Origin of the sequence: Streptomyces muensis, assembly GCF_021474425.1 — a bacterium.
GTDB lineage: Bacteria > Actinomycetota > Actinomycetes > Streptomycetales > Streptomycetaceae > Streptomyces > Streptomyces muensis.
Genome location: NZ_JAKEIP010000019.1, coordinates 45,922 through 71,712 on the forward strand (window position 1 = coordinate 45,922; position 25,791 = coordinate 71,712).

Genomic DNA, 25,791 nt, shown 5'->3' on the forward strand with positions numbered 1-25,791 from the left:
ACCGGTGGGCCCCTTCACCCTTCCCTGAGCGCCTTGGCGAGCGTGCCCTCGCCGGTCACCTCGATACGGCCGCCCCGTACGGCGTCGGTCACGCTCAACTCCCCGCGGGCGACGGCCTCGCACGTCCCGGAGTCCAGGACCAGTCGCGCGTCGGGCTCCCCGGAGGCGGGCCCGTCGCCGTAGACCGGGCCGTCCTCGGCGCCGACGTACAGATGGAAGTCGCCCTCCTCCAGCCGGACTTCGACCAGCCCCTCCCCCTCCAGCGCCCGCAGCAGCGGCAGCGCGAACCAGTGCGCGCGCACCGCGTCGGTGGGGCGCCGCTCGCCGAGTTCGGCCTGTCCCCACTCCCCAAGCGCCTGGAGCACGGGCAGCAACTCCCGGCCGCGCGGGGTGAGTTCGTAGACGTAGGCCGCTCCGGGCGGCGGCAGCCGGCGCCGGGTGCTGATGCCCTCCCGCTCCATGTCCTTCAGCCGTGACGCGAGTACGTCCGTGCTGACACCGGGCAGGTCCGCGTGGAGGTCGGTGTAACGACGCGCGCCGGCCAGCAGCTCCCGGACGATCAGCAGGGTCCAGCGGTCGCCGACGAGGTCGAGCGCCCGGGCGGCGGAACAGTACTGGTCGTAGCTTCGGCGAGGTGACATGCGACGCAGTCTAGACATGTTGTTGGACTTTCCAAGCTCGAACTTGGTAAAACCAAGCAACACACGAAACCGGAGGGCGAGCACGCATGGAGTTCCGGCAGTCGAGCAAGCTGAGCGAGGTCTGTTACGAGATCCGCGGCCCGGTGATCGAGCACGCGAACGCGCTGGAGGAGGCGGGTCACAGCGTGCTGCGCCTGAACACCGGCAACCCCGCGCTCTTCGGCTTCGAGGCGCCGGAGGAGATCCTCCAGGACATGATCCGGATGCTCCCCCAGGCGCACGGCTACACCGACTCCCGCGGCATCCTCTCCGCCCGCCGGGCCGTCGCCCAGCGTTACCAGACGCTCGGCCTGGAGGTGGGCGTCGACGACGTCTTCCTCGGCAACGGCGTGTCCGAGCTGGTCTCCATGGCCGTACAGGCCCTGGTCGAGGACGGCGACGAGATCCTCATCCCCGCCCCGGACTTCCCCCTGTGGACCGCGGTGACGACCCTCGCCGGCGGCAAGGCGGTCCACTACCTCTGCGACGAGCAGGCCGACTGGTACCCGGACCTCGACGACATGGCGTCGAAGATCACGGACCGTACCCGGGCCGTGGTCATCATCAACCCGAACAACCCGACCGGCGCGGTCTACCCCAAGGAGGTCCTGGAGGGCATCCTCGACCTCGCCCGCCGGCACGGCCTGATGGTCTTCGCCGACGAGATCTACGACCAGATCCTCTACGACGACGCCGTGCACCACTCGGTCGCGACCCTCGCCCCCGACCTGGTCGTCCTCACCTTCTGCGGCCTGTCGAAGACCTACCGCGTGGCGGGTTTCCGCTCCGGCTGGCTGGTCGTCACCGGTCCGAAGCAGCATGCGAAGGACTATCTGGAGGGCCTGACGATGCTGGCCTCCATGCGGCTGTGCGCCAACGCGCCCGCGCAGTACGCCATCCAGGCCGCGCTCGGCGGCCGTCAGTCGATCCGGGAACTGACGACCCCCGGCGGCCGCCTGTACGAACAGCGCAACGTGGCGTGGGAGAAGCTCAACGAGATCCCCGGGGTGTCGTGTGTGAAGCCCAAGGGCTCGCTGTACGCGTTCCCGCGCCTCGACCCCAAGGTGTACAAGATCCACGACGACGAGAAGTTCGTGCTGGACCTGCTGCTGCGGGAGAAGATCCAGGTCGTCCAGGGCACCGGCTTCAACTGGCCGACACCCGACCACTTCCGGATCCTGACCCTGCCGTACGCGGACGACCTGGAGGCGGCGATCGGGCGGATCGGGCGGTTCCTGAGCGGGTATCGGCAGTAGCCGCCGGGGCGCTTGAGGCGGGTTTGTCGACGTTCGCTGATTCGCGATCAGAGAGAGCGGGGATGCCATAGAGTGCGGCCACTGATCTCTGGGGTCAGGGATGGGGGAACCGGCAGGTGTTCTTGTCGCTTCGGAGTGAAGCCGGTCGAGGTGGATCCGGTCGAGGTGGTTCCGGCCCGCCACCGCACTTACGCGCCCGAATCGGGCTGCTGGTCCTGCTCGTTCTCGTCGCGGGCACCCCGTGGGCACAGGAACCGGTCTGGGACTTCTACATCGAGAAGTTCTACCTGGAGGATTCCGGGGACGAGACGCTGCGCAGGCTCCTCGACGCGGCGTTCGTGCCCGGCTGGCAGTACTCCACCGGCGACTACGGCAGCGTGACCTTCGTGGTCATCGACGACGTCTGTGTCGCGGTGCTGCTCGCCGGGCTCGCTGTCCTCGCCTGGCGCCTCCTCCGCCACCGGGCGGGTCTGCTCCGCTACCTCGTGGCAGGAGTGCTGGCGGCCGAAGTCGCGTCCCTGGTGCGGTTCGGCCTGCTCGAGACGTTCCTCTCCGACGAGGAGCTCGCACCGGCCGGCACCCTGCTGAAGAACCTCACGCTCTCGGCCCTCGTCTTCGGCCTGGCGGTCGGCGTGCTGCTCGCGCTGCTGACCGTCGGCCTGCCCCGCGCACGCGCCCCGAGGTCCGTCCCCGCCCAGAGGACGTCACCTGCCAGGAGGAGAAAGGGAGGGCTCGGCATGACGACGCCACAGGTCCGCATGCCGGTCGGGAGCGCACCGGGTGACGTCACCCGGTATCTGTGCGCCGCGGCCTACGTGGACGAACGCTTCGCCGACCGGGTGGTGGAGGAGGTTCTGGCCGACGAGGCCAGTGCCGTGGCCCCCTCACCCGATGTCGACCTGGTGGCGGTGGCACGCCACTGCCTGACGGCACAGGAACTGCGCCATCACCGCGATCTGCGCCTGGCGGCGGCGTTCGCCGTCGTGGCCGTACTCGCACCGATGTGGCTGCTGTACGTCGCACTGCTGCTGTCGATCACCCGGCGTCCCGGCGGCCGGCCGAGCCTGGCCACCCGCGGCCACCACCATCCCGACAGCAAGGCGCTGGTGGGCATGGCCGTCGGGGCCGGGGTGGTGGCACTGCTCGCCTTCTACTTCGCCTTCCTCGTCTCGGCACTGCCCGTGTCCGGCTTCGCCGGCTGGCTGTTCGGGGCGTATCTGGGCGGGGTGCCCGCCGTACTGGCGTCGATCGGGGCGGTGGTGTTCGCACATATGACGGTCGTGGACCACGACCGGGACGTCGACCAGTTGCTGCGCACCACCATGACCCGCGACACGTTCGCCCTGCAGCCCCGGCCCACCGTCCCCCGGCGACGGTGGATGGCCGAGCGGCTCGCCGCCGTCCGGGAGGCCCAGGTCGGCAACGTCACGGTGTACAGCGGCTACACCCCGTTCGTCGGCTACTCGAAGACCAGCTCCAAGTGGTCGCTCGCGGTGCCGCTGCTGCCCGCCGACGAACGGGCCGGCACGAGCGCGCGCCCCGCCGAGCCGGAGCCCTTCACGGTCGTCGAACTCGTCGACCACGTCCGCGCACGGCTGCACGCGGTCGCCGAACGGGGTGGCGGCGACGCCGACGGGGCGGTGGAGTCCGGCGAGGACGCGCTCGGCTCGCTCGTCATCGAGGACCGCGTCTTCGCGAGCGGCACGACGATCGGTGACGACGAACGGTTCATCGAGGCGGAGCGCAGCATCGCCCCGACCGTCAAGCTGTCCTCCGCAGAGGTCGAGCAGATCATGCTGCGTCCGACCGGGACGGTCCGCCACTACCTGGCGGTGCATGTCCCGATGTGGGGCGGGGACGTGGTGCCGAGCGCGTTCCTGCACTTCTCGACCACGGGCAGAACGCTGCACCTGCACTGCGACAACCACGTCCTCGGCCCGGTGGCCGCCGCCTACCACGTCGTGGACCGCCTGCGCGGCCCGCTCCGCGCCGACGCCAGGCGAGGCCTGCTGATGGACTCCCTCGCCCGCACCGGCGGCGCGTTCTTCGCCGCGCCGCTGCGGGCGCTGCACCACGCCCGCTTCGAGACCCGGCACACCAGGCGGATGGTGGACGAGCTGAGGGCCATGGAGCAGGACCCGGTGTTCGACTACGGCGCCCGGGTGAGCATCCGGGAGATGGCGCTGAGCCCCGACTACCACAACTACTTCCAGGTCGTGGACGCCGGCCGGATCATCTCCCTCGTGGAACGCCATACCCTCGCCGCCATCCGGGAGTTCCTCGACGCGCGCGGCTACGACATCACCGACTTCCGCACCCAGCAGCAGACGATCCTCAACCAGGGCGTCATCCAGCAGGGCGGGATGAGCGTCATCGGCAACCAGGCGATCGGCGCCGGAGCGACCGCCAACCAGAACATCCCGCGGCAGTCCGGCGCCTCCGCCCTCAGCGCGTCCGGCGGCTCCGACAAGTAGAGGACTTCTCATGCGAAACGACGACGGGCACCAGGACCCTCCCGTCAACAAGGGCGTCATGATCAGCGGCGGCACCCACTACGTGGGCAACCAGGCCGTGGGCGACGGCGCCCAGGCGTTCTCCGGCGCGGTCTCCTTCCAGACGCAGGACCCCGAGCAGGCCGCGCGCACCGCGCAGCTGCTGACCGTCGTCGAGCAGTTGCTGGAGGAACACCGCGCCGCGCTCGCCGACCCCGACGCCACCAGCAGGGAACTGCGCCGGCTGCGCGAGGAGCTCGAGGAGGAGGAGCCGCAGCCGACCGTGCTGCGGCGCGCCCTCGACCGGCTGAACGAGTTCGTCCAGCCGGTGGCCCCGCTCGTCACCGCGGTCGGCCAGCTCGCACAGTCGGTGCAGGGCCTGCCGGGGATCTGAACCGGGCGCGACGTCCGGCGCCGACCGTCCCGGAGGCCCGGCGACCGCCGTCCGGCCCAGTCCGTCCTGCGGCCCTCGGCGGCACTGTGACACGGTGCTGGGAGGCGAGCGGGAAGGGCGCGCACGTGGGTGATCTCTTTCTCGTCCGGCACGGGGAGACCGAGTGGTCGCGGTCCGGCCGGCACACGGGCTCGACGGACGTGCCGCTCACCGAGCACGGCCGGGAGGAGGCTCGGCGGCTGGTCCCGCTGATCCGTTCGCACCGGATCGGGGCCGCCTTCGTCAGCCCCCTGCAGCGGGCGCGGGAGACGGCGGAACTGATCGGGCTGCACGACGTACGCGTCGACGTCGATCTGCGGGAGTGGGACTACGGCGGGTACGAGGGGATCACGACCGTCGAGATCCAGCGGGAGCGGCCGGGGTGGTTCCTGTTCACGGACGGGGTCGCGCCCGGGCCGCCCGACCGTCCCGGGGAGAGCCCCGAGCAGGTCGGCCGTCGCGCCGACCGGATGCTCGGCAAGGTGGACGCGGCGCTGGCCCAGACCGAGGGGGCCGTGGTGCTCGTGGCGCACGGGCACGTCCTGCGGGTGCTCACGGCCCGGCGGCTGGGGCTGCCGGCGGCGGACGGGGCGCTGTTCCAGCTGGCGACGGGGGCGGTGTGCCGGCTGGGCACGGAGCACGGGCGTCCGGTGATCGCCGGGTGGAATGTCAGACCCGGGTCGTAGCCTTCCCTGCAGATGGGGTGGGTGTCTGTCCGGCAGGGGGCCGGTGCAGTCGGGGCCCACGCCCATGTCGACGCCCGCCTGGGGAGGAGCACGCCGTGACCCGACCGCCGACCGCCGCCCAGCGGCGTGTCATCGACGCCGCCGACCCTGTCACGGGGCGGCTGAGGGGTACGGAGGCGCAGCTCGCGGCGCTGGTGAAGCGAGGGCTCGCCTTCCGGCATCCGCGGCCGCCGCACGATCACTTCCTGACGCCGGCCGGGCATCGGATACGGGAGGCGGAGCCGGCGGCGCCCGCGAAGGCCGAGGTTCCCGCGGCCGGCGGGGTGTTCGCCGCGCGGATCGGCGGCGAGGAGGACCCGCCGGGGGCCGGACCGGCCCGGGTCCGCGAGGTGCACAGCGCCTGGCAGGGGCTGCTGGAGCTGCGCCGGATGACCAACACGGACGGGGCGACGGACCGGCCGTGCGCTTGGGAGCGTACGCATCTGGTGCAGGCCGCCGCGCTCGCCCTTGAGGCCGCCGGGCACCGTCCGGCCGGGCCGGAGGGCGAGGAGGGGTACCGGGTGCGGGCCACGCCTCAGCCGGAGGCGGTCGCCGTGCACGAGCCGGACGGCGCGCGGCTGCGGGCCTGCGCCGCCACACTGGAGGGGGCGGGGTGGCAGGTCGGCGAGCACACCGAACCTCGCACAAGAGCGCGATATCTGCTGGCTTCCCCGCGCCGAGCATGACAAGCATGCCAAGATCGGTGCACAGGGCATCGAAGGCGAGAAGGGGAAGCAGTGAGCGAGCCGTTTTCCGTCCGGGTCACCGTCCGCGGCTACGAGACGGATGTGCAGGGGCACCTCAACCAGAGCGTGTACATCAACTACGCGGAGCACGCCCGCTGGTCGTTGCTCCAGGCCGCGGGCATCAGCCAGGCCGGCCTGATAGGCAAGGGCGTCGGTCCCGTCGCGCTGGAGACGACGATCCGCTACAAGCGGGAGCTCCTCGCCGGTGACGAGGTCGATGTGACCTGTGCCTTCGAGTGGTCGGGCGGCAAGACGTTCCGCATCCGGCAGACCGTGCGCAAGACGGACGGCACGGTGGCGGCCGAACTCACGGCGGTCGGCGGCCTGTTGGACCTCAAGGAGCGCAGGATGGTCGCCGATCCGCAGGACTACTTCAAGGAACTGGCCACGGATCCAAGCCTGTTCGGGCTCTAGGCGGACCAACTCCCGTGCGGCGTCGGTGAACTGGCGATGACGGAGTACAACCATTCGCATACCCGGTGGGTCACACCATGTAGGAGCAACCACCTCCAATGGAGACCAGGGGGAAATATGCGATACGCGCGTTCTGTCCTGTCCGCTGCCGCGTTGGCGGCCCTGACGGTGGGCACCACGGCCGCCCTCACGGCGCCCGCCTCCGCCGCGCCCAACACCACCCCGCAGAAGGTCTGCGGGAGCAGCTACAAGACGGTGAACTCGGCGGCCGTCGGCTCGCTGGGCACCATCTACCTGACGTACAACGCGTCCAACGGCAAGAACTGCGTGGCGACCATCCGCAACAACCCGGGCACCGCCGTGGACATGTCGGCGTGGATCTACGTGTCCGACACCGAGGAGTACGACGAGGACTACGGCCAGTACACGTCGTACGCCGGACCGACCTACGTCTACGGCAAGGCGCACTGCGTGGACTGGGGCGGCCACATCAAGAACGTGTACGTGCAGGTGACGGGCTCCAACTGCGGTGCCCTGAAGGAGAACCGGGTGACCTTCACCCGGTGACCCGACCACGGGGACGTCGCTCGCCCCGGCAGGACTCCCGGAGTTCTGCCGGGGCGGGCGTGTGCGGGTTCACCCCGCCGACGTCCGCAGGAACGAGGCGGCCCTCTCTCCGATCATGATGGCGGGGGCGTTCGTGTTGCCGGTGACGAGGGTCGGCATGATCGACGTGTCTGCCACACGGACGTTCTCCAGCCCGTGCACACGAAGTTCGTGGTCGACGACCTTGCCCATCATGCAGGTGCCCGACGGGTGGTAGAAGGAGAACGACTGCGTGCGGATGAAATCGTCTCCAGGATCCCCTTCATCCAGACCTTCCACGAGCAGAGCGCAGCGTCCTCGTCGTCACGGGCGGCCCGCCGACCCATATGCGCGGCCACGGACTGCTGCAGGAACTCGACCGCTACACGGCCAACGACTTCCCCAAGGTGGCCGAGGCCGTCAGCAAACGGCACTGGGTCGTCACCCGGGTCGAGGAGCTCCCCTTCGTCCTGCACCGCTGTTTCAACTCCATGCTGACCGGCCGCCCGGGCCCGGTGCACCTCGAAGTCCCCATGGACGTACAGGCCGAGGCCGCGGACGTGGACCTCCACGACCTGGAGCGCCGCATCCCGGTCGGCCGCCAGCATCCCGACCCGGAGGCCGTGGAACGCGCGGTCGACGTACTGCGCGCGGCCACCCGGCCGGTCATCGTGGTCGGCGGCGGCGCGATCACCTCCGACGCCTCCGACCAGGTCCTCGCGCTCGCCGAGAAGTGGCAGATCCCGGTCGTCACCACCTGGAACGGCAAGAGCGCCTTCCCCGAGGACCACGAGCTGTTCGCCGGCAGCGTCGGCCAGACCGGCACGATGACCGGCAACGCCATCGCCGGCTCCGCCGACGTCGTCATCTCCGTAGGCTGCCGCTTCACCGACTGGTCCGCCTCCAGCTACGCCAAGGGCGTCAGCTTCTCCATCCCGCCCGCGAAGCTCATCCACATCGACATCGACCCGCACGAGATCGGCAAGAACTACCCCGCGGAGGTCGGCATCGTCGCCGACGCGCAGCGGGCGGTGGCCGCGATCGTGGACTCGCTGCCCGCCAAGGGCGTCGACCGCTCCGGGTACCTGGCCGAACTCGCCACGCTCAAGCGGGACTGGGAGGAGAAGCTGGCCGGCCGCCGCGACAGCGACCGCTTCCCGTTCACCTCCCAGCGCCCGCTGGGCGCCCTGCGCTCCGTCCTCCCGCGCGACGCGATCATCGTCGCCGGCTCGGGCAACACCCAGGGAGCGGTCAAGCAGACCTTCCCCGTCTACTCACCGCGCACCCACCTCACCTCCGGCGGCTTCTCCTCCATGGGCTGGGCCGTGCCGGCCGCCGTCGGCGCCAAGCTCGCCCGGCCGGAGAGCCCCGTGGTGTGCGTCCTCGGCGACGGCGACTTCCTCATGACCGCCCAGGAGATCGCCCTGAGCGTCACCGCCGACGCGCCGGTGGTCTTCGTCGTCCAGAACAACGCGGGCTACATGTCGATCCGCGGCGGCCAGCGCAAGCAGACCTCGCGGCACATCGGCACCGAGTTCTCCCACCCCGACGGCTCGCCGTACAGCCCCGACTTCGCGGCCATGGGCCGGGCCTTCGGGCTTGAGTCGTGGAAGGTCAACGACGCCGCGTCCCTGGAGCCGACCCTGCGCAAGGCGGTCCAGTCGGGGGCGCCCGCCCTGGTCGAGGTACCCACGGACCGCGACGCGGCGGGTCCCTGGGTGCCCGGCTGGTGGGACTTCCCGGTCCCGGCGTACATCACCGACGAGCGCCAGGACGAGTACCACCGCACCCGGGCCACCGAGCAGCACCTCTGAGCCGAGAGGGTCTGTCACACCGTCTGGACGGCGGTGCCGCCGCCTTCGAGTGCGGTGACCTCGCCGGCGGCGGCGGTGGTGTCCGTGACCAGGGTGTGCAGGAGGGCGGCGGGGCCGACGTAGGCGTAAGCGGTGTGGCCGAGTTTGCTGCCGTCGGCGGCGGCGATGACGCGGCGGGCGGAGGCGATGCTCGCCTTCTTCACCGCTGCGTCGTCGAGGTCGTAGGCCGTCAGACCGTCGGCCGCGGTCAGCCCGCAGCAGCCGATGACGGCGGTGTCGAAGCGCAGGGCGGCCAGGGAGGCGAGGGTGAGGGGGCCGGTCAGGGCTCCTTCGGCGGCGCGGGGCTGCCCGCCGGGCACGACCAGTGTGGCCGGGCCGGGTGTCTCGCCGAGCAGGTGGACGGCCTGAAGGGACAGGGGCATCACGGTGACGGGCCGCTCGCGCAGGAGGCGGGCGACCTCCAGGCAGGTGGTGCCGCTGTCCAGCAGGACGCTCTCGCCGTCGGCGATGAGTGCGGAGATCGCGGCGGCGATCCGGCGTTTGGCGTCGACCGCCTCGTGGGCGCGCATCGCGAAGGGGGGCTCCTCACCCCGCAGCAGCAGAGTGCGTGCCCCGCCGCGGACGCGTTCGAGGACGCCCTGGGCGGCGAGGGTGTCGAGGTCGCGCCGGATGGTCATCTCCGAGGCGCCGGTCAGCTCCGCTAGTTCCTGGACCGTGGCGCCTCCGGCGTCCCTGACGGCCTTCGCGATCAGCCCGTGCCGGTCTGCGTTGCTCATACCGGGATTGAACACCACCAGAAAATGAACAACAACTCTGTTCGTTATCTCGCCTTTCGAACATTGAAGATGTTCGTTACGCTACCCGGCATGGAACGTTCCCTGCGAGCCGCCCGTGTGGCGACCTATGTCTACTTCGTCCTGTACGGCACCTTGCTGGGCACCTGGGTGGTGCACATCCCCGCGATCGAGGAACGCGCGGGCATCAGCCACGCCACGCTCGGCGGCCTGCTGGTGGTGCTCGGACTCGGGGCCTTCGTGGGCATGCAGGTGGCGGGTCCCCTGACCGACCGCCTCGGCACCCGCGTCGTGGTACCCGTCGGCGGCGTCCTCTGCGGCGCGACCCTGTTCCTGCCCGGTCTCGCCCACGATCCGTGGACGCTGGCCGGCGCGCTGCTGGTCTTCGGGTTCTGCAACGGCTGCCTGGACGTGAGCATGAACGCCCACGCGGTGCACGTGGAGAAGGCGTACGGCCGGCCCGTGATGTCCGGCTTCCACGCCACGTTCTCCGTCGGCGGTGTCCTCGCGGCGCTCGCCGGAGCGGGCGCGGCGAGCGCCGGCCTGAACCCGGCGACGGCCATGGTCGCCATGGGCGCCGTGGGGGTCGTGATCGCCCTGACCTCGGCACGTGCCCTGCTGTCCGCCGCTCCTCCTGCCGAGAGCCCGGGCTCCGCGGAGGAGACCGGGACGTCACCGGCCGTCGAAGGCCGCGGCACCACCGCGGGCCGGGTCTGGCTGCTGGCCGTCCTGGCGCTGATGGCCATGCTGTGCGAAGGCGCCGCCCACGACTGGAGCGTGCTGCACATGAAGGACGTCCTGGGCGCGCCCGCCGGCACGGCGGCCTTCGCGTACGGCACCTTCGCCGCGACCATGACCGTCGGCCGGCTGCTCGCCGACCGCTTCGTCACCCGGTTCGGTTCCCTGGCGATCCTGCGCCACGGCGCGGCCACGGCCGCCGTCGGCATCACCCTCGTGGCCCTGGGCCCGTGGATGTGGGCCGCGTTCACCGGCTGGGCGCTGTTCGGCCTGGGCCTGTCCGGCTGCGTCCCGCAGTTGTTCAGCGCGGCCGGGCACGCCGACCCCGCCGCCGCCGGGGCCAACGTCTCCCGCGTCGCCGGACTCGGCTACGTCGGCATGCTCGCCGGGCCCGCCGTGATCGGCTGGCTGACCCAGCTCGTGGCCCTCAACCACGCCTTCGTCCTGTTGACCCTGCTGTGCGTGACCACCGCCGTGGGCGCCCGCGTCCTGCGCACCGGATCCGACGGCACCCGCCGGCCCGGGACGGCAGTCGGCAGCCACTGACCGCTTGTGCGGCACGGTCCCTGACAACCGTGCCGCACAAGCCCTCGTCTCCCCGGTCACCAGGGCCGGGGAGGGAAGCCCTCGGCCGACCCAAGGAGCCCCCGATGTCCGAGTCCCCCGCACTGCCCGCCCGCGGCCGCGTCGGTGTCATGCTGCCCCGCGATCTCCCCGTCGGCGACGTGCTGCCCTGTGCCCGGCGCGCCGAGGAGCTGGGGTTCGACCAGATCTGGGTGGTGGAGGACCTCGGCTGGCGCGGCGGTGTCGCCCAGGCCGCCACGGTTCTGGCCGCCACGACGAACGTCACCGTCGGGATCGGCATCATGCCCGCAGGCGCCCGCAACGTGGGCTTCGCCGCGATGGAACTGGCCACCCTCGCCCAGCTCCACCCCGGCCGGCTCATCGCGGGGATCGGCCACGGCATGCCTGGCTGGATGCGCCAGGCCGGGTCCTGGCCCGCCAGCCCCCTGACGCTGATCAAGGAGTACGCGAGCGCGCTGCGGCTGCTCATCGCCGGTGAGCCGGGCCCCGGGAACGGCCGATACGTACGCTGCGAAGGCATCGTCCTCACCGAGATCCCGAGCATCGTCCCCCCGGTCGTCCTCGGTGTCCGCGGCCCCAAGTCGCAGGCGGCCGCGGGCGAGGTCGCCGACGGACTCCTCCTGGCCGAGCCCGCCACGCCCGCCTACATCACCGCCTCCCTGCGCAACCTGGGCCGCGACACCGCCGCGAACCCTCCGGAGATCGTCACCTACGACGCCGCCGCCGTCGACGACGACGAGGAGGCCGCCCTCGCCCGGGTCCGCCCCGCCCTGGAGACGGTCGGCGAGCCGGAGTGGGCCGCGCACATCGACCCCCTGCCCTTCGCCGCCGAACTGCGCGCCCACCGCGCCGCCGGCCCCGACGCCCGGCAGTTCGCCCGGACGATGCCCGCCGACTGGGTCCGTGAGTTGAGCATCGCCGGCACGCCCGCCCAGGCCCGCGCGGCGATCGACGCCCGCCACGCGGCGGGTGCGACCAGCGTCGTCCTCGCCCCGGCCGGCCCCGACGCCCTGGCCGCGCTCGACTCGCTCGCCCGCGCCCTGCCCCACCGGCACTGAACCGAACGCCCCGAGACCGCAAAGGAACGGACCCCCATGTCCACCGATCGCCGCCGCATCGTGCTCTTCGACCTCTTCGGGGTCATCGCCCGCCATCAACGCCCGGGCTCCCTGGAGAAGATGGCAGCCCGCAGCCACACCTCCCTCGACGCCTTCACCACGGCCTACTGGGCCCACCGCCCGCCCTACGACGCCGGCCGGCACACCGCGTCCGCGTACTGGACCGACGTACTGCACGCCCTGTCCCGCCCGGCCGACGCCGACACGATCGAGGAGCTGCGGCTCACCGACATCGACAGCTGGTCCCGGGTCGACGACCGCATGGTCAGCTACGTGCGGAACCTGCGCGACCGTGCCCGGGTCGCCCTGCTGTCCAACATCCCCGCGGACCACGCGGACGCCTTCCTCGCGGCCCAGTCCTGGCTGCACGACCTCGACCACGTCGCCTTCTCCGGCAAGATCGACGCGGCCAAGCCCGACCCCGCCGCCTTCCACCACTGCGTCACCGCCCTGCACGCCGCACCCGCCGACTTCCTCTTCGTCGACGACCGCGAGGAGAACGTCCGCGCGGCGCGAGCCGTCGGCATGGACGGCCACGTCTTCGACGGCCAGGAGGAACTCGCAGCCGTCATCGACGCGTGGCTGCCCGGGTCCGCCGGCCAGTGACTAGGCGGCGTCCTTCCATACCGTCATGTCCAGGCTCAGGAAGCCGAGTTCCGGCAGTGCCGTCGACTTCGTCTGGACGACGAGCAGCGCGATGTCCCCGGAGGGGTGCTTGACGCAGAACTCGGTGCCGGCCGCCACCGAGGCCAGCGTCCAGTCGTGGCGATCGGCGCCGCCGAGCAGGAGCCGGCACTCGTCGAGAGTGGCCCCGGACTTGCCGAAGAGCTGCAGGAACACGCTGTCCTCGCTCTCCAGCCGGCATCCGTCCGCCTTGCAGTCGAGGCGGATGTCTCCCTTGCGGTCCTCGCGCCAGAGCGGCTCCTCGAAGCTCAGCGAGGTCTTGGAGTTCAGCAGCACGGGGGCTTGAGTGAGCACTTGCGGAGATTCGGGCGCCGTCGGGGAGGGCTGTGACGCCTCCGGAGTCCGGTCGCCCGTTCCAGAGGTGTCGGCGTCGTCTCCCGAAGACCCTTCGGTCTCCCCCGGACCGGACGTCGCCGGCGCGCCCGCGACCCAGTCCCGGAACCGGCTCCCCGCGTCCGCGACCATCCATACGAAGCCCGTCAGCACCAGCGCCCCGGCCACCACGGCCGCGGCCGTGATCAGCGCGGTACGGCGTCTGCGGGCCGGTGGCGCCGGTCGCCCGTCCGGCCCCGTCCGCTGCGGCTGTGTGACGACCAACGGCCGTGTGTGCAGCATCCGGGTGGGGTCGGGCACGGGGGACGGAACCGTCACCTCCGGCCCCATGACGTCCCGCCAGACCGTCGGCCCCGCGCCCGCGTCGGCGTCCGCGCCCAGCCGCCGCCGGCACCACTCGACGACCTCGGTCAGGGTGGCGCGCTCCTCCGGGGCGGCGGCCAGGCACCGGGCGAACAGGGGGCGGAGCGGCTCGGGCAACACGGACAGGTCGGGTTCGTCGTGCACGATGCGGTACAGCACACCGACCGCGGAGCCCTCCCCGTACAGCGGCCGGCCCAGGGCGGCGAACGCCGCGGTCTGGCCCAGCGCGAAGACGTCGGTCGCGGTCGTGACCTCGCCCCCGGCCGCCTGCTCGGGAGCCATGAAGTGGGGCGTGCCGACGGTGGAGCCGGTGGCGGTGTGGGAGCTGAGGTCGGCGGCCAGCGAGATGCCGAAGTCGATCACCCGGGGCCCGTCGGCGGCCAGCAGCACGTTCGACGGCTTCAGGTCCCGGTGCACGATTCCCGCACCGTGGATGGCCTGGAGCGCCTCCGCCACCCCCGCCATCAGCCACAGCACGGCGGGCACCGGCAGGGGGCCGCGCCGGGCGACGGCCTCCGTCAGGGAGGGCCCGGGCACGTACAGCGTGGCCAGCCAGGGCGGTACGCCGTCGGTGTCGGCGTCGATCAACTCGGCGGTGTACGCGCCCCGGACCCGTCGCGCCGCCTCCACCTCCCGGCGGAACCGTCGCCGGAAGTCCGGGTCGTCGGCCAGCTCCGGCCGTACCACCTTGATCGCCACCGGCCGGCCGCCCTGCGTGTGCGACAGATAGACCCGGCCCATGCCACCCGCGCCGAGCCGGGCGGCGAGACGGTATCCGGCCACCACGGACGGATCGTCCGCCTGGAGTGGCTGGAACATCTCGGTCGCGTTGCTCATCGGCCCGCTTCCCCCCTCATCCCCTTGTTCCCCTCAATCCCCTGAACCCGGGTCAACCACAAGTTGACCGAGGCAGAAGCCTAAGCGGAATTCGGATGCGGAAGGCCACGACCACCTGGGAAGCTCCCGGTCCATGGCCGCACGACGTGTGAAACCCAGCCTCTACATCTCCGTGGACATCGAGGCCGACGGCCCGATCCCGGGTCCGTACTCGATGCTGAGCCTCGGCGCGGCGGTCGCCGGTGTGCAGGACGCCGACGGATTCACCGCCGCGGACCCGGAGCGCCACACCTTCTACCGTGAACTGCGCCCGATCAGCGAGGAGTTCGTGCCGGAGGCGCTGGCCGTCAGCGGGCTGGACCGGGAGCGCCTCGGCCGGGAGGGCCTCGACCCCGCCTTGGCGCTGGTCCAGTTCACCCGCTGGGTGCGTGAGGTCGGCGACGGCGCGCAGCCGGTGATGTGCGGCTATCCGGCGTCGTACGACTGGACGTTCCTGTACTGGTACCTGATCCGCTTCACCGGGGCGAGCCCCTTCGGGCACTCCGGCTGCCTGGACATGAAGACGTTGTACGCCGCCAAGGCCGGGCTGCCGCTGCGGGCCGTGGCCAAGGGCACGATGCCGCGCGAACTGCTGTCGAGGCGCCGTCACACGCACCATGCGCTGGACGACGCCGTCGAGCAGGCCGAGTTGTTCGCCCACCTCATGGAGTGGCGGGGGCCCGGGACGTCGTCCCGGTGATCTCCTCTCCGGCCTCCATCGGGTGGGTCACGTCATGGGCGTCGCGGCCGCCGTTGCCCAGGTGGTTGAAGACCAGGTTCAGCAGGACCGCGGCGACGCAGCCCGTCGAGATGCCGGAGTCGAGGACGATCCGTGCCGTCTCCGGGAAGGCGTGGTAGAACTCCGGCGCCGTGATCGGGACGATGCCGACGGCGAGCGAGACGGCGACGATCAGGACGTTGTTGTCCTTGTCGAGGCCGGCCCGCACAAGGGTCTGGATGCCGCTCGCGGCGACCGAGCCGAAGAGGACGACGCCCGCGCCGCCGAGCACCGGACGCGGTACGACCGCGATCAGCGAGGCCGCCATCGGGCACAGGCCCATCAGCACCAGGAAGCCGCCGCCCACGGCGACGACGTACCGGCTGCGGATCTTCGTCATCGCGACCAGGCCGATGTTCTGCGCGAAGGCGCTGCACATGAAGCCGTTGAACAGCGGGCTGATCGCCGAGCCGAGGGTGTCGGCGCGCAGGCCAGCCGCGATGGTCTTCTCGTCGGCCGGGCGGTCGACGATCTCGCCCAGGGCCAGCATGTCGGCCGTCGACTCGGTCATCGACACCACCATCACCACGCACAGCGAGACGATCGCGGCGAGCTGGAACTGCGGGGCACCGAAGTGGAACGGGGTCGGGAAGCCGATGACGTCCGCGTCGGCCACCGGGCCGAAGTCCGTGACGCCGAACGGGATCGCGAGCAGTGTGCCCACGACCAGGCCGAGGAGTACGGCGATCTGCTTGACGAAGCCCGTGGTGAAGCGGCGCAGGAGCAGCACGATCAGCAGGGTTCCGCCGGCCAGGCCCAGGTTCGTCGCCGAGCCGTAGTCGTGCGCGGCCGGGTCGGGGCCCTGCGCCCAGCCGAAGGCGACCGGCAGCAGGGAGATGCCGATCAGCGTGATGACCGTGCCCGTCACCACCGGTGGGAAGAAGCGCACCGCCTTGCTGAAGAAGGGGGCGGCGAGGAAGCCGAGGAGGCCGGCGACGATGACCGCGCCGAAGATGATCGGCAGGGCGTCGGACTTGTCCTGGGTGGAGGCGACGATCGCGGTCATGGGGGCGACGCCGGCGAAGGTGACGCCGTTGACGAACGGCAGCCGGGCACCGATCTTCCAGATGCCGAGGGTCTGCAGGAAGGTGGCGAGGCCCGCGGTGAACAGGCAGGCGCCGGTGAGGAAGGTCAGGTCGGTCGGGGAGAGGCCTATGGCCGCGCCGACGATCAGGGGTGGGGCGACGACTCCCGCGTACATGGCGGCCACATGCTGCAGGCCGGTGGTCGCCATTTTCAGGGCGGGGAGTTTCTCGTCGACGGGATGAACGGACTGAGCGGACACTGGCTCTCCTCCGGTCGGTTGCACGTCGGCTCTGACGTGGGGTTCAAGGAGGTGGTGCATACGGTCGTGCGGGACCGGGGACGGTCCGTCCTGGGGGAAACGGTGACCGTTCCGGGGCGCGCGCGTTCACGCGCGCCCCGGAGACGGCCGCCATGGACCCCGCTCGGGTCCACGGCCACCGGTCGGGAGCCGTCCCTCCCGACCGGAGATCTTGGGCCGGTCAGTCCTGCCCGGCGATCCGCGCCAGCCGCCGTGCCTCGTCCCGCGTCGAGCGGGCGACGGCGTCCTCGTCGACCGTGAGGAGCCGTCCGTGCTCCACGATCTGCCGGCCGTCGACGAACGACGCCGTGACCGGGGCCGCGGCGCCGAAGACCAGCGCGGTCACCGGGTCGGCGATGGAGGCGTGGGCGAGGGTGTCCAGCTTCCACAGCACGAGGTCGGCCAGCTTGCCCGGCTCCAGCGAGCCGATCTCGGCGGCGCGGCCGAGGACCTGGGCGCCGCCGTAGGTGCCGAGCCGCAGCGCCTGGCGGGCGTTCAGGGCGGCCTCGCGGTGGGCGCCGAGGCGGTTGATGAGGAGCGCGTTGCGCAGTTCGGTGTGCAGTTCGCCGGACTCGTTGGAGGCGGTGCCGTCGACGCCGAGGCCGACCGGGATGCCGGCCGCGAGCATGTCGGGGACGCGGGCGATACCGGCGGCGAGGCGGGCGTTGGAGGAGGGGCAGTGGGCGACGCCGGTCTTCGTGCGGGCGAAGGCGGCGATGTCGGAGTCGTTCATGTGGACGCAGTGCGCCATCCACACGTCCTCGCCGAGCCAGCCGGTGGACTCGAAGTAGTCGGTCGGGCCCATGCCGAACAGCTCGTGGCAGAACTTCTCCTCCTCCACGGTCTCCGAACCGTGGGTGTGCATGCGCACGCCGAGGCGGCGGGCCAGCTCGGCGCCCTGCCGGAGGAGCTCGGTGGAGATGGAGAAGGGGGAGCAGGGGGCGACGGCGACCTGGGTCATCGCGTCGAAGGAGGCGTCGTGGTGCTGCCTGACGGTCTCCTCGGTCCCGGCGAGCGCGTCTTCGAGGGTCTCGACGGCGAAGTCCGGCGGCAGTCCGCCGTCCTTCTCGCTGCGGTCCATGGAGCCGCGGGCGAGCGTGAAGCGGACGCCCATGTCACGGGCGGCGCCGATGATGGCGCCGGAGAGGTCGCCGGAGCCCTTCGGGTGGACGTAGTGGTGGTCCATGGCGGTGGTCACGCCACCGCGGGCCATCATCGCCAGCGAGCCCTGCGCGGCCGCGCGCACCATCGGCTCGTCGATGCGCGCCCAGGTCGGGTAGAGGGCGACCAGCCAGTCGAAGAGGTTGTGGTCCGTGGCCAGACCCCGGGTGATCCACTGGTAGAAGTGGTGGTGGGTGTTGACCAGGCCGGGGGTGACCAGGTGCCCGGTGGCGTCGATACGGCGTACGACGTTTTCCAGGCCCTCGGGGGCCTTGCCGGCGCCGAGCGACTCGATGCGGTTGTCCGCGATGACGAGATGGCCCGTGGCGTGCTCGGTGTCCTGCGCGTCCACGGTCGCGATCGAACAGTTCTCGATGACGATGCGCTGGGGTGCTGCCATGGTTCGCCCCTTTTTCACGGTGTTGTGCTCAACGGAGAGGGCACGGCAGGACCCGGGAGTTTGAGTGCCGTGACCGGGGAGGCGGGTTCCCCGGTCACGGGTGCCGAGAGGGGATGGATCAGAGGTTGGTGAGGTCCGTCGGGATCCTCGCCTCGCAGCCGTCCCGCAGGATGGTGGCCTCGATCAGGCCGTAGGGGCGGTCGGCGGCGAAGTACACCTCGTTGTCGTTCTTCAGCCCGAAGGGCTCCAGGTCGACGAGGAAGTGGTGCTTGTTCGGCAGCGAGAAGCGGACCTCGTCGATCTCGCTTCGGTTGTTGATGATCCGCGAACCCATCTGGTACAGCGTCTGCTGGAGGGAGAGCGAGTACGTCTCGGCGAAGGCCTGGAGCATGTGCTTCTTGGTCTGCTCGTAGGACTTCTCCCAGTTGGGCATCCGCTGCTCGTCGTCGGTCCAGTTGAACCGCCAGCGGCCGGAGACCTGGGTGGCCAGGATGCGGTCGTAGGCCTCCTTGAGCGTCGTGTACTTGTCCTTGACGTAGCCCCAGAACTCGGAGTTGGTCGAGTTCATCACGACGAGGTCCTTCAGGCCCGAGACGACCTCCCACTTCTCACCGTCGTAGGTGATCTGCGTGAGCCGGGTCTCCTGGCCCTTGCGGACGAAGGAGTGCTTGACCTCGTCGGCGCCGATGAACTGCGAGTTGGCGTCGGAGGCCTCGATCCGCTCCCAGGCGTACTCCTCGATCCGGATCCGGGCCTGGTGGATCGGCTCCTGCGAGCTGACGAAGTGACGGGCGAGGTGGATGCCGAACTGCTCGGCGGACTCGATGCCGTACTCCTTGGCGAACGCGTACACCGTGTTCTTGGTGGTGTCGGTCGGCAGGACGTTGGCGTTGGAGCCGGAATAGTGGACCTCCTCCATGTCGCCGGAGAGGGCGACCGAGACGTTCAGGTCCTTGATGTGGTGGGTGGCGCCGTCCCGCGTGATCTTTACGACTCGGTTCTCGGCCTTGCCGTACTGGTTCTGTCCCAGGATCGTGGGCATGTCTGCTAGCTCCCTCGGTAAACGGAGTAGCCGAACGGGTTGAGCAGCAGCGGTACGTGGTAGTGCTCCCCGGGTACCACGGCGAAGGTGATCGCCACCTCGGGGAAGAACACGGCACCGCTGTCCCGATTCGCGGGGGCGTCCTGCTGCGCATCGGCTTGCTTCTTCTCGAAATACGGCTCGACGGCGAAGTCGAGCCGTACGTGTGTGGTCCCCTCCGGCAGCGCCGGGAGGTCCTTGCACCGCCCGTCCGCGTCGGTCGCGGAGCCGCCGAGCCTCTGCCAGTCCGCGTCCCGGCCCGAGCGGGCGGAGAGCTGTACGGCGACGGCCTCGGCGGGGCGGCCGACGCTGGTGTCCAGGATGTGGGTGGACACGGAGGCGGTGGTGCTGGTGCTCATGGTCAGGCGTCCTCTTCGGTCTTCCTCGGAGATCGGTCTTCCTCGGAGATCGGTCTTCCTCGAAGACCGGTTTTCGTCGAAGATCAGTCTTCGTCGACGAGCCGGGCGAGCCGGATACGGTTGATCTTGCCCAGCTCGGTGCGGACGATCTCCCGCTCCTGCTCCGGCGAGTTGCCGATCCGCTCCTTGACCGCGTCGCGCATCTGCTCGCCGGTCCGGCCGGTGGCGCAGATCAGGAAGACATGGCCGAACCGGTCCTGGTAGGCCAGGTTGAGTTCGAGCATCTCCTCCTTGAGCTCCTCGGAGGCGCCGGCCATGCCGCGCTGCTCCCGGGCGGAGGTCGGGTCGCCCGGCTTGGGGCGGCCGATCGGCGGGTGCCCGGCCATGGCCTCGGCGAGGTCCTCGGCGGTCAGCTCGGCCATGGCGGCGTCACTGGCCTCGTAGAGGTCGTCGGCCGTGGCGTAGGGACGGGCGGCGAGCAGCCGCTTCGCCCAGGCCGTGGAGGCGCACGCCTCGTGGAGCGCGGCGAACGCCGCGTGCTCCTCCAGGGCGTTGAACCGGGCCAGGCCCGGGGGCGTGGATTTCGACGTCACGGGAGCCTCCGTGGCCGCGCAGGGCCTTCGTACTGAACGGGCGTGCCGATAGCTAACGCCCTACGACGACGAGACGTCAACACTTTGTTGAAAATTCGCGGTGCCGAAACCGGGCGGATCTCCCGCCGCACCGCTTCAGGCGTTCTTGTCCCGGTTCAGATAGTTGTAGACCGTGAAGCGGCTCACCCCGAGCGCGCTCGCCACGGTCTCCACGCCGTGCCGCACGGAGAAGGCGCCCCGCGCCTCCAGTATCCGCACGACCTCCTGCTTGGCCTTGCGGTCCAGGTCGGCGAGCGGCCTGCCCTTCCTGCGCTCCATGGCGGCCAGGATGTGATCGAGGGAGTCGGCGAGCTGGGGCAGACGTACGGCGACGACGTCGGCGCCCGCCCAGGAGAGCACGACGTCCTCGGGGCCGGCCTCGTCGGGCGGGAGTATCTCGCCGCCCATGGCGTCGACCAGCGGCTTCACGGCCGCGATGAAGGGCTCGTCCCCGGCGCCGGTCACTGATCGCCCTCCCCGACCACGTTGAGCTGGAGGGAGATCCGGGTGGCCCCGGCCTCCAGACTTCTGCGCAGCAGGGCGTCCACGGCGGTGAGCACGGTGTCGGCACCGCCCTCCGCCGTGTTGCCGAACGGACCGACGTCGACCGCGTCGAGCGCGGCCGCCTCGATGACCTCGCGGGCGGCCAGCGCGTGCGCGGGCGCCTCGTCGAGATCGAAGGGCTCGGTCGTGAACTCCACTCTCAATCGCACGCGGTCAACCTAACGCGCGGTACCGCCTTCCGCCGAGCCCTCTTGACAAGCCGGGACACACAACGGCAATCTTCCAGTACGTAGAAAGTAACTTCCGCAATACGGAATCTCGACACGGAAGGGAGCGCCGGTGATGCCAGGTTTTGAATCGAGCACAGCCGCAGAGCAGCGCTTCAACGTCAACCTGTCGATCCTCTTCACGGAACTCCCGCTCCTGGAGCGTCCCGCGGCCGCCGCCGCGGCCGGCTTCACCGCGGTCGAGCTGTGGTGGCCCTGGGTCGACTCCCCCACCCCCGAGCAGTCCGAGCTCGACGCCCTGAGGAAGGCCATCCAGGACGCGGGCGTCCAGCTCACCGGGCTGAACTTCTACGCCGGCCGGCTGCCGGGGCCCGACCGCGGCGCCCTGTCGGTACCGGGCGAGGAATCGGAGAAGTTCCGCGCCAACATCGACGTGGTGGCGGACTTCGCCCAGTCGCTCGGCTGCAAGGCGCTCAACGCCCTGTACGGCAACCGCGTCGAGGGCGTGGACCCGGCCGAGCAGGACGCGCTCGCGCTGGAGAACCTGGTCCTCGCGGCCCGGGCGGCCGACCGCATCGGCGCGATCCTGCTGATCGAGACGCTGAACAAGCCGGAGTCGCCGCTGTACCCGCTGGTGAGCGCCCCGGCCGGCGTCGGCATCGTCGACAAGGTCAACGAGGCGACGGGCCTTGGCAACGCGAAGTTCCTCATGGACCTGTACCACCTGTCCATGAACGGCGAGGACCTGCCGGCGGTGATCGAGCAGTACGCCGCGAAGACCGGCCATGTGCAGATCGCCGACAACCCGGGCCGTGGCGCGCCCGGCACGGGGGCGCTGCCGCTGGAGGACCTGTTGGACCAGCTGAAGAAGGCGGGCTACGAGGGCTGGGTCGGCCTGGAGTACAAGCCGGGCGACCGTCCGAGCGCGGAGGCCTTCGGCTGGCTGCCTGCCGAGCAGCGCGCCGCCCGCTGACGGCACCGCCTCCGGCGGGCTGCCGCCCCCGGACCCCCGCTTCGGCCCTTCGGGCCTCGTCCTCAAACGCCGGACGGGCCGACAGAAGCAGTCCGGCGTCAATTCGTAGACGCACCACAGCAGTTCAGAGAGGTACCCCCATCATGAGCAACCTCCCCAAGATCGCATGGATAGGCCTCGGCATCATGGGCTCCCCCATGTCCGAGAACCTGATCAAGGCGGGCTACCAGGTCACCGGCTTCACGCTGGAGCAGGACAAGCTGGACCGGCTGGCCGCCGCCGGCGGTACGGCCGCCGCCTCGATCGCCGAGGCCGTGAAGGACGCCGACGTCGTCATCACGATGGTGCCGGCCTCCCCGCAGGTCGAGGCCATCTCCTACGGCCCCGACGGCATCCTGGAGAACGCGAGGTCCGGGGCGCTGCTGATCGACATGTCCTCGATCACCCCGCAGACCTCGGTCGACCTGGCGAAGGCCGCCAAGGACAAGGGCATCCGCGTGCTGGACGCCCCCGTGTCCGGCGGTGAGGCCGGTGCCATCGAGGCCGTACTGTCGATCATGGTCGGTGGCGAGCAGGCCGACTTCGACGCCGCGAAGCCGATCCTCGAAGCGCTCGGCAAGACCATCGTGCTGTGCGGTCCGCACGGCTCGGGTCAGACCGTGAAGGCGGCCAACCAGCTGATCGTCGCCGTGAACATCCAGGCGTGCGCCGAGGCAGTGGTCTTCCTGGAGAAGTCCGGCGTGGACCTGACGGCCGCCCTGGACGTCCTCAACGGCGGCCTGGCCGGCTCGACCGTGCTGACGCGGAAGAAGGACAACTTCCTCAACCGCGACTTCAAGCCCGGCTTCCGCATCGACCTGCACCACAAGGACATGGGCATCGTCACGGACGCCGCCCGCAACGTCGGCGCCGCCCTTCCGGTCGGTGCCGTGGTCGCCCAGCTGGTCGCGGCCCTGCGCGCGCAGGGCGACGGCGGACTGGACCACTCGGCCCTGCTGCGGGCCGTGGAGCGCCTCTCCGGCGCCCAGGTCTGACCTGGTTCGACCGACCAGGTCCGACCCCACCCTGAGACTTCCGGGCGGCGCCTTCGCTGACACCTGTCCTGTCGCGCCCAGGCGGGGACGCCGCCCGGAATCAACCGCTGCAAACAACTTCAACAAACTGTTGACGTTCAGATTCCCTCACTTCTAGGCTCCACCAAGCGGAAAGAGTTTTCCGCTGCCACCAGCACGGAAGTGCCACCGCACGGAAGGTCCACGATGTCGAAGCGCGTGCTCACGACCGAGGCCGGCGCCCCGGTCGCCGACAACCAGAACTCCGCCTCCGCCGGCGTCGGCGGCCCGCTCCTCCTCCAGGACCAGCACCTGCTGGAGAAGCTGGCGCGCTTCAACCGCGAGCGCATCCCGGAGCGCGTGGTGCACGCCCGGGGCTCGGGCGCGTACGGCCACTTCGAGGTGACCGACGACGTCACCGGCTTCACCCACGCCGACTTCCTGAGCGCGGTGGGCAAGCGGACCGAGGTGTTCCTGCGTTTCTCGACCGTGGCCGACAGCCTCGGCGGCGCGGACGCGGTGCGTGACCCGCGCGGATTCGCGGTCAAGTTCTATACGGCGGAGGGCAATTACGACCTCGTCGGGAACAACACCCCGGTGTTCTTCATCAAGGACCCGATCAAGTTCCCCGACTTCATCCACTCGCAGAAGCGCGACCCGTTCACGGGCCGTCAGGAGCCGGACAATGTCTGGGACTTCTGGGCGCACGCCCCCGAGGCCACGCACCAGGTGACCTGGCTGATGGGCGACCGCGGCATCCCGGCGTCGTACCGCCACATGAACGGCTACGGCTCGCACACCTATCAGTGGACCAACGCCGACGGCGAGGCCTTCTTCGTCAAGTACCACTTCAAGACCAACCAGGGCGTCCGCTGCCTGAGCGCCGAGCAGGGTGCCGAGCTCGCGGGCAAGGACCCCAACTCCCACCAGACGGACCTGCTGCAGGCCATCGAGCGGGGCGTGCACCCGTCCTGGACGCTGTACGTCCAGCTCATGCCGGCGGCCGAGGCGGCCGACTACCGCTTCAACCCGTTCGACCTCACCAAGGTCTGGCCGCACAAGGACTACCCGCTGCAGCGCGTGGGCCGGCTGGTCCTGGACCGCAACCCGGACAACGTCTTCGCCGAGGTCGAGCAGGCCGCGTTCTCCCCGAACAACTTCGTCTCCGGCATCGGCCCCTCCCCCGACAAGATGCTCCAGGGCCGCCTGTTCGCGTACGCGGACGCGCACCGCTACCGCCTGGGCGTCAACCACACCCAGCTGGCGGTGAACGCCCCCAAGGCGACCACGGCCCAGAACTACGGCCGGGACGGCCTCATGGCGACCAACTCCCAGGGCCGCGGCGCGAAGAACTACGAGCCGAACTCCTACGACGGCCCGGTGGAGACCGGCCGCCCCCTGTCGGCCCCGCTCGCGGTGACCGGCCACGCCGGCACCCACGAGGCCCCGCTGCACACCAAGGACGACGACTTCTTCCAGGCCGGCGAGCTGTACCGCCTGATGTCCGCCGAGGAGAAGTCCCGTCTCATCGCGAACATCGCCGGCGGCCTGTCCCAGGTCTCCCGCGACGACGTGATCGAGAAGAACCTGGCCCACTTCCACGCCGCCGACCCCGAGTACGGCAAGCGCGTGGAGGAGGCGGTCCGCGCCCTGCGCGAGGACTGAACCCCCAGGCTGCGTCCGTCTCCTGACGGGAGGTCAGAAGCCGGACGCACCGCCCGCGCCACACCGCCGATCGACCCGGATGAGGGGTGGTCGACCGGTGAGGGGGCGCGGGCGACGTGAGGACCGCGGCGGCGTGCGAGCCAGTGCGGTGGTGAAGGTCCGGGCCTCCTTCTCGACCAGAGGGAAGGAGCCCCCCGTTCCGTCGTCGCCGCCGCGGTCCCTAGGTCGTGTCCGCAAAGTCCCGTCGTCCGCCCGGAGGGCGGGCCTCGCGGCGTCTGGTGCGTGCTCTCGGCGTGCCGCGCGGAAGCCCTCGTACTGGTTGTACGTGGGCTTTCGCGCGGTGCGGCGAGAGCACGTGCCAGGCGTCGCGGGGCAGGCGGGACTTTGCGGACACGACCTAGCCCGACCGGGCCCCCAGACCCCGTCCGGCGGCGCGAATGTCCTGTCGCGCCCAGCCTCGCACCGTCGGACGGCCACAACCGCATACCTCACCGGCTGAAGAGCGCCGGGTACGGACGGTCCCCGTACCCGGCGCTCTTCGGCGTCCGGGGTGCGCGAGCGGGCCGTCCGCAGGACGCTGGGGGCATGGCAGCACATCCGACCGAACATCCGCACGTGGTGGTCCACCCGCCCGCGCTGGACGGCTCACGCCGGGTCACCGAGGGCGACGAGACCCTCGGCGTCGCCACGCACGTGGACGACGTCAGCGAGATCCTGCGCCTGGCCGACCTGTACGTCACCGACGTGGCGGCGAGCGACCTCATCGACTGGCAGGGCGGCGGCCCCGACGACTGGCCGGGACTGTCCGAGCACCACGATTCGCCGTGAGCGCGCACGCACTTCTGGCGACGTAGGCCTCCTACGCAAACCTCAAATCAACCTCTGAACCTCGTTCAAGGGGCTTCAACCACCGCCCTGTGCGGGCACATTCTCGTCACACGAGGCCCGCCGACACGGGGGCGGCGGGCCTCGTGTGACGAGAATGTGCCCGCACAGGGC

General features: G+C 70.8%; 27 protein-coding genes. 16 read left to right on the forward strand and 11 right to left on the reverse strand.

Annotation, left to right across the window (positions count from 1 at the left end):
- Positions 1-14: 14 nt before the first annotated feature.
- On the reverse strand, positions 15-641 hold the full coding sequence (locus L0P92_RS08025) for a winged helix-turn-helix transcriptional regulator (RefSeq protein ID WP_234761801.1): 627 nt from the start codon (positions 639-641) through the stop codon (positions 15-17).
- 86 nt (positions 642-727) lie between these two features.
- Between L0P92_RS08025 and L0P92_RS08030 the strand changes: the two genes are divergently transcribed.
- From L0P92_RS08030 to L0P92_RS08060, 7 genes are all read left to right on the forward strand, one after another.
- Positions 728-1,936, forward strand: coding sequence for a pyridoxal phosphate-dependent aminotransferase (locus L0P92_RS08030; RefSeq protein WP_234761802.1), 1,209 nt, complete (start codon positions 728-730; stop codon positions 1,934-1,936).
- Between the two features lie 122 nt (positions 1,937-2,058).
- Positions 2,059-4,410: an AbeC-like domain-containing protein gene (locus tag L0P92_RS08035; protein ID WP_234761803.1), complete on the forward strand. Its 2,352-nt coding sequence runs from the start codon at positions 2,059-2,061 to the stop codon at positions 4,408-4,410.
- A 10-nt stretch (positions 4,411-4,420) separates the two neighbouring features.
- Entirely contained in the window at positions 4,421-4,822 is a 402-nt protein-coding gene (locus L0P92_RS08040; RefSeq protein ID WP_234761804.1) for a DUF5955 family protein, read from the forward strand.
- A gap of 125 nt (positions 4,823-4,947) precedes the next feature.
- The gene (locus L0P92_RS08045; RefSeq protein WP_234761805.1) at positions 4,948-5,547 is read left to right on the forward strand and encodes a histidine phosphatase family protein; all 600 of its coding nucleotides are present in this window, start codon (positions 4,948-4,950) and stop codon (positions 5,545-5,547) included.
- 95 nt (positions 5,548-5,642) lie between these two features.
- On the forward strand, positions 5,643-6,272 hold the full coding sequence (locus L0P92_RS08050; RefSeq protein ID WP_234761806.1) for a hypothetical protein: 630 nt from the start codon (positions 5,643-5,645) through the stop codon (positions 6,270-6,272).
- A gap of 51 nt (positions 6,273-6,323) precedes the next feature.
- A complete protein-coding gene (locus L0P92_RS08055; protein WP_234761807.1) occupies positions 6,324-6,746 on the forward strand; it encodes an acyl-CoA thioesterase in 423 nt (140 codons plus the stop codon).
- Between the two features lie 117 nt (positions 6,747-6,863).
- On the forward strand, positions 6,864-7,313 hold the full coding sequence (locus L0P92_RS08060; protein ID WP_234761808.1) for a spore-associated protein: 450 nt from the start codon (positions 6,864-6,866) through the stop codon (positions 7,311-7,313).
- Positions 7,314-7,382: 69 nt separating this feature from the next.
- On the opposite strand, the gene L0P92_RS08065 is transcribed toward L0P92_RS08060, so the two are convergent.
- Positions 7,383-7,631 (reverse strand): GMC oxidoreductase, encoded by a 249-nt coding sequence (locus L0P92_RS08065; RefSeq protein WP_234761809.1) that lies wholly within the window; start codon positions 7,629-7,631, stop codon positions 7,383-7,385.
- Positions 7,632-7,678: 47 nt separating this feature from the next.
- On the opposite strand from L0P92_RS08065, the gene L0P92_RS08070 reads away from it, so the two are divergent.
- Positions 7,679-9,145 carry a thiamine pyrophosphate-binding protein gene (locus tag L0P92_RS08070; RefSeq protein ID WP_234761810.1) on the forward strand — a complete coding sequence of 489 codons (1,467 nt, stop codon included), beginning with the start codon at positions 7,679-7,681 and terminating at the stop codon, positions 9,143-9,145.
- A 14-nt stretch (positions 9,146-9,159) separates the two neighbouring features.
- On the opposite strand, the gene L0P92_RS08075 is transcribed toward L0P92_RS08070, so the two are convergent.
- Positions 9,160-9,921 (reverse strand): DeoR/GlpR family DNA-binding transcription regulator, encoded by a 762-nt coding sequence (locus tag L0P92_RS08075; RefSeq protein WP_234761811.1) that lies wholly within the window; start codon positions 9,919-9,921, stop codon positions 9,160-9,162.
- Between the two features lie 90 nt (positions 9,922-10,011).
- Here L0P92_RS08075 and L0P92_RS08080 point away from each other — a divergent pair, with 90 nt between their 5' ends.
- From L0P92_RS08080 to L0P92_RS08090, 3 genes are all read left to right on the forward strand, one after another.
- A complete protein-coding gene (locus L0P92_RS08080) occupies positions 10,012-11,223 on the forward strand; it encodes an MFS transporter (RefSeq protein WP_234761812.1) in 1,212 nt (403 codons plus the stop codon).
- 104 nt (positions 11,224-11,327) lie between these two features.
- Complete coding sequence (locus tag L0P92_RS08085) at positions 11,328-12,320, forward strand: LLM class flavin-dependent oxidoreductase (protein ID WP_234761813.1); 993 nt, start codon at positions 11,328-11,330, stop codon at positions 12,318-12,320.
- Positions 12,321-12,356: 36 nt separating this feature from the next.
- Positions 12,357-12,986 carry an HAD family hydrolase gene (locus tag L0P92_RS08090; protein WP_234761814.1) on the forward strand — a complete coding sequence of 210 codons (630 nt, stop codon included), beginning with the start codon at positions 12,357-12,359 and terminating at the stop codon, positions 12,984-12,986.
- Here L0P92_RS08090 and L0P92_RS08095 read toward each other — a convergent pair whose 3' ends face one another.
- Positions 12,987-14,597, reverse strand: a complete 1,611-nt coding sequence (locus L0P92_RS08095) for a serine/threonine-protein kinase (protein ID WP_234761815.1) — start codon at positions 14,595-14,597, stop codon at positions 12,987-12,989.
- Positions 14,598-14,730: 133 nt separating this feature from the next.
- On the opposite strand from L0P92_RS08095, the gene L0P92_RS08100 reads away from it, so the two are divergent.
- Positions 14,731-15,336: a 3'-5' exonuclease gene (locus L0P92_RS08100; protein WP_234761816.1), complete on the forward strand. Its 606-nt coding sequence runs from the start codon at positions 14,731-14,733 to the stop codon at positions 15,334-15,336.
- On the opposite strand, the gene L0P92_RS08105 is transcribed toward L0P92_RS08100, so the two are convergent.
- From L0P92_RS08105 to L0P92_RS08135, 7 genes are all read right to left on the reverse strand, one after another.
- Positions 15,299-16,648: a nucleobase:cation symporter-2 family protein gene (locus L0P92_RS08105; protein WP_234761829.1), complete on the reverse strand. Its 1,350-nt coding sequence runs from the start codon at positions 16,646-16,648 to the stop codon at positions 15,299-15,301. The genes L0P92_RS08100 and L0P92_RS08105 overlap by 38 nt on opposite strands.
- Before the next feature lie 271 nt (positions 16,649-16,919).
- A complete protein-coding gene (locus L0P92_RS08110; protein WP_234761817.1) occupies positions 16,920-18,299 on the reverse strand; it encodes an 8-oxoguanine deaminase in 1,380 nt (459 codons plus the stop codon).
- A gap of 118 nt (positions 18,300-18,417) precedes the next feature.
- Positions 18,418-19,341 (reverse strand): factor-independent urate hydroxylase, encoded by a 924-nt coding sequence (gene pucL, locus L0P92_RS08115; protein WP_234761818.1) that lies wholly within the window; start codon positions 19,339-19,341, stop codon positions 18,418-18,420.
- A 5-nt stretch (positions 19,342-19,346) separates the two neighbouring features.
- Positions 19,347-19,739 carry a hydroxyisourate hydrolase gene (gene uraH / locus L0P92_RS08120; RefSeq protein ID WP_234761819.1) on the reverse strand — a complete coding sequence of 131 codons (393 nt, stop codon included), beginning with the start codon at positions 19,737-19,739 and terminating at the stop codon, positions 19,347-19,349.
- Between the two features lie 83 nt (positions 19,740-19,822).
- The gene (gene uraD / locus L0P92_RS08125; RefSeq protein ID WP_234761820.1) at positions 19,823-20,332 is read right to left on the reverse strand and encodes a 2-oxo-4-hydroxy-4-carboxy-5-ureidoimidazoline decarboxylase; all 510 of its coding nucleotides are present in this window, start codon (positions 20,330-20,332) and stop codon (positions 19,823-19,825) included.
- A gap of 135 nt (positions 20,333-20,467) precedes the next feature.
- Complete coding sequence (locus L0P92_RS08130; protein ID WP_217207345.1) at positions 20,468-20,836, reverse strand: helix-turn-helix domain-containing protein; 369 nt, start codon at positions 20,834-20,836, stop codon at positions 20,468-20,470.
- Positions 20,833-21,084 (reverse strand): YkoF family thiamine-binding protein, encoded by a 252-nt coding sequence (locus L0P92_RS08135; RefSeq protein ID WP_234761821.1) that lies wholly within the window; start codon positions 21,082-21,084, stop codon positions 20,833-20,835. The genes L0P92_RS08130 and L0P92_RS08135 overlap by 4 nt, the downstream gene beginning before the upstream one ends.
- 133 nt (positions 21,085-21,217) lie before the next feature.
- Between L0P92_RS08135 and L0P92_RS08140 the strand changes: the two genes are divergently transcribed.
- From L0P92_RS08140 to L0P92_RS08155, 4 genes are all read left to right on the forward strand, one after another.
- Positions 21,218-22,075, forward strand: a complete 858-nt coding sequence (locus L0P92_RS08140; protein ID WP_234761822.1) for a TIM barrel protein — start codon at positions 21,218-21,220, stop codon at positions 22,073-22,075.
- Positions 22,076-22,218: 143 nt separating this feature from the next.
- A complete protein-coding gene (locus tag L0P92_RS08145) occupies positions 22,219-23,109 on the forward strand; it encodes a 2-hydroxy-3-oxopropionate reductase (RefSeq protein ID WP_234761823.1) in 891 nt (296 codons plus the stop codon).
- A 225-nt stretch (positions 23,110-23,334) separates the two neighbouring features.
- Positions 23,335-24,792, forward strand: coding sequence for a catalase (locus L0P92_RS08150; RefSeq protein ID WP_234761824.1), 1,458 nt, complete (start codon positions 23,335-23,337; stop codon positions 24,790-24,792).
- Positions 24,793-25,377: 585 nt separating this feature from the next.
- Positions 25,378-25,620 (forward strand): hypothetical protein, encoded by a 243-nt coding sequence (locus tag L0P92_RS08155; protein ID WP_234761825.1) that lies wholly within the window; start codon positions 25,378-25,380, stop codon positions 25,618-25,620.
- Positions 25,621-25,791 lie beyond the last annotated feature (171 nt).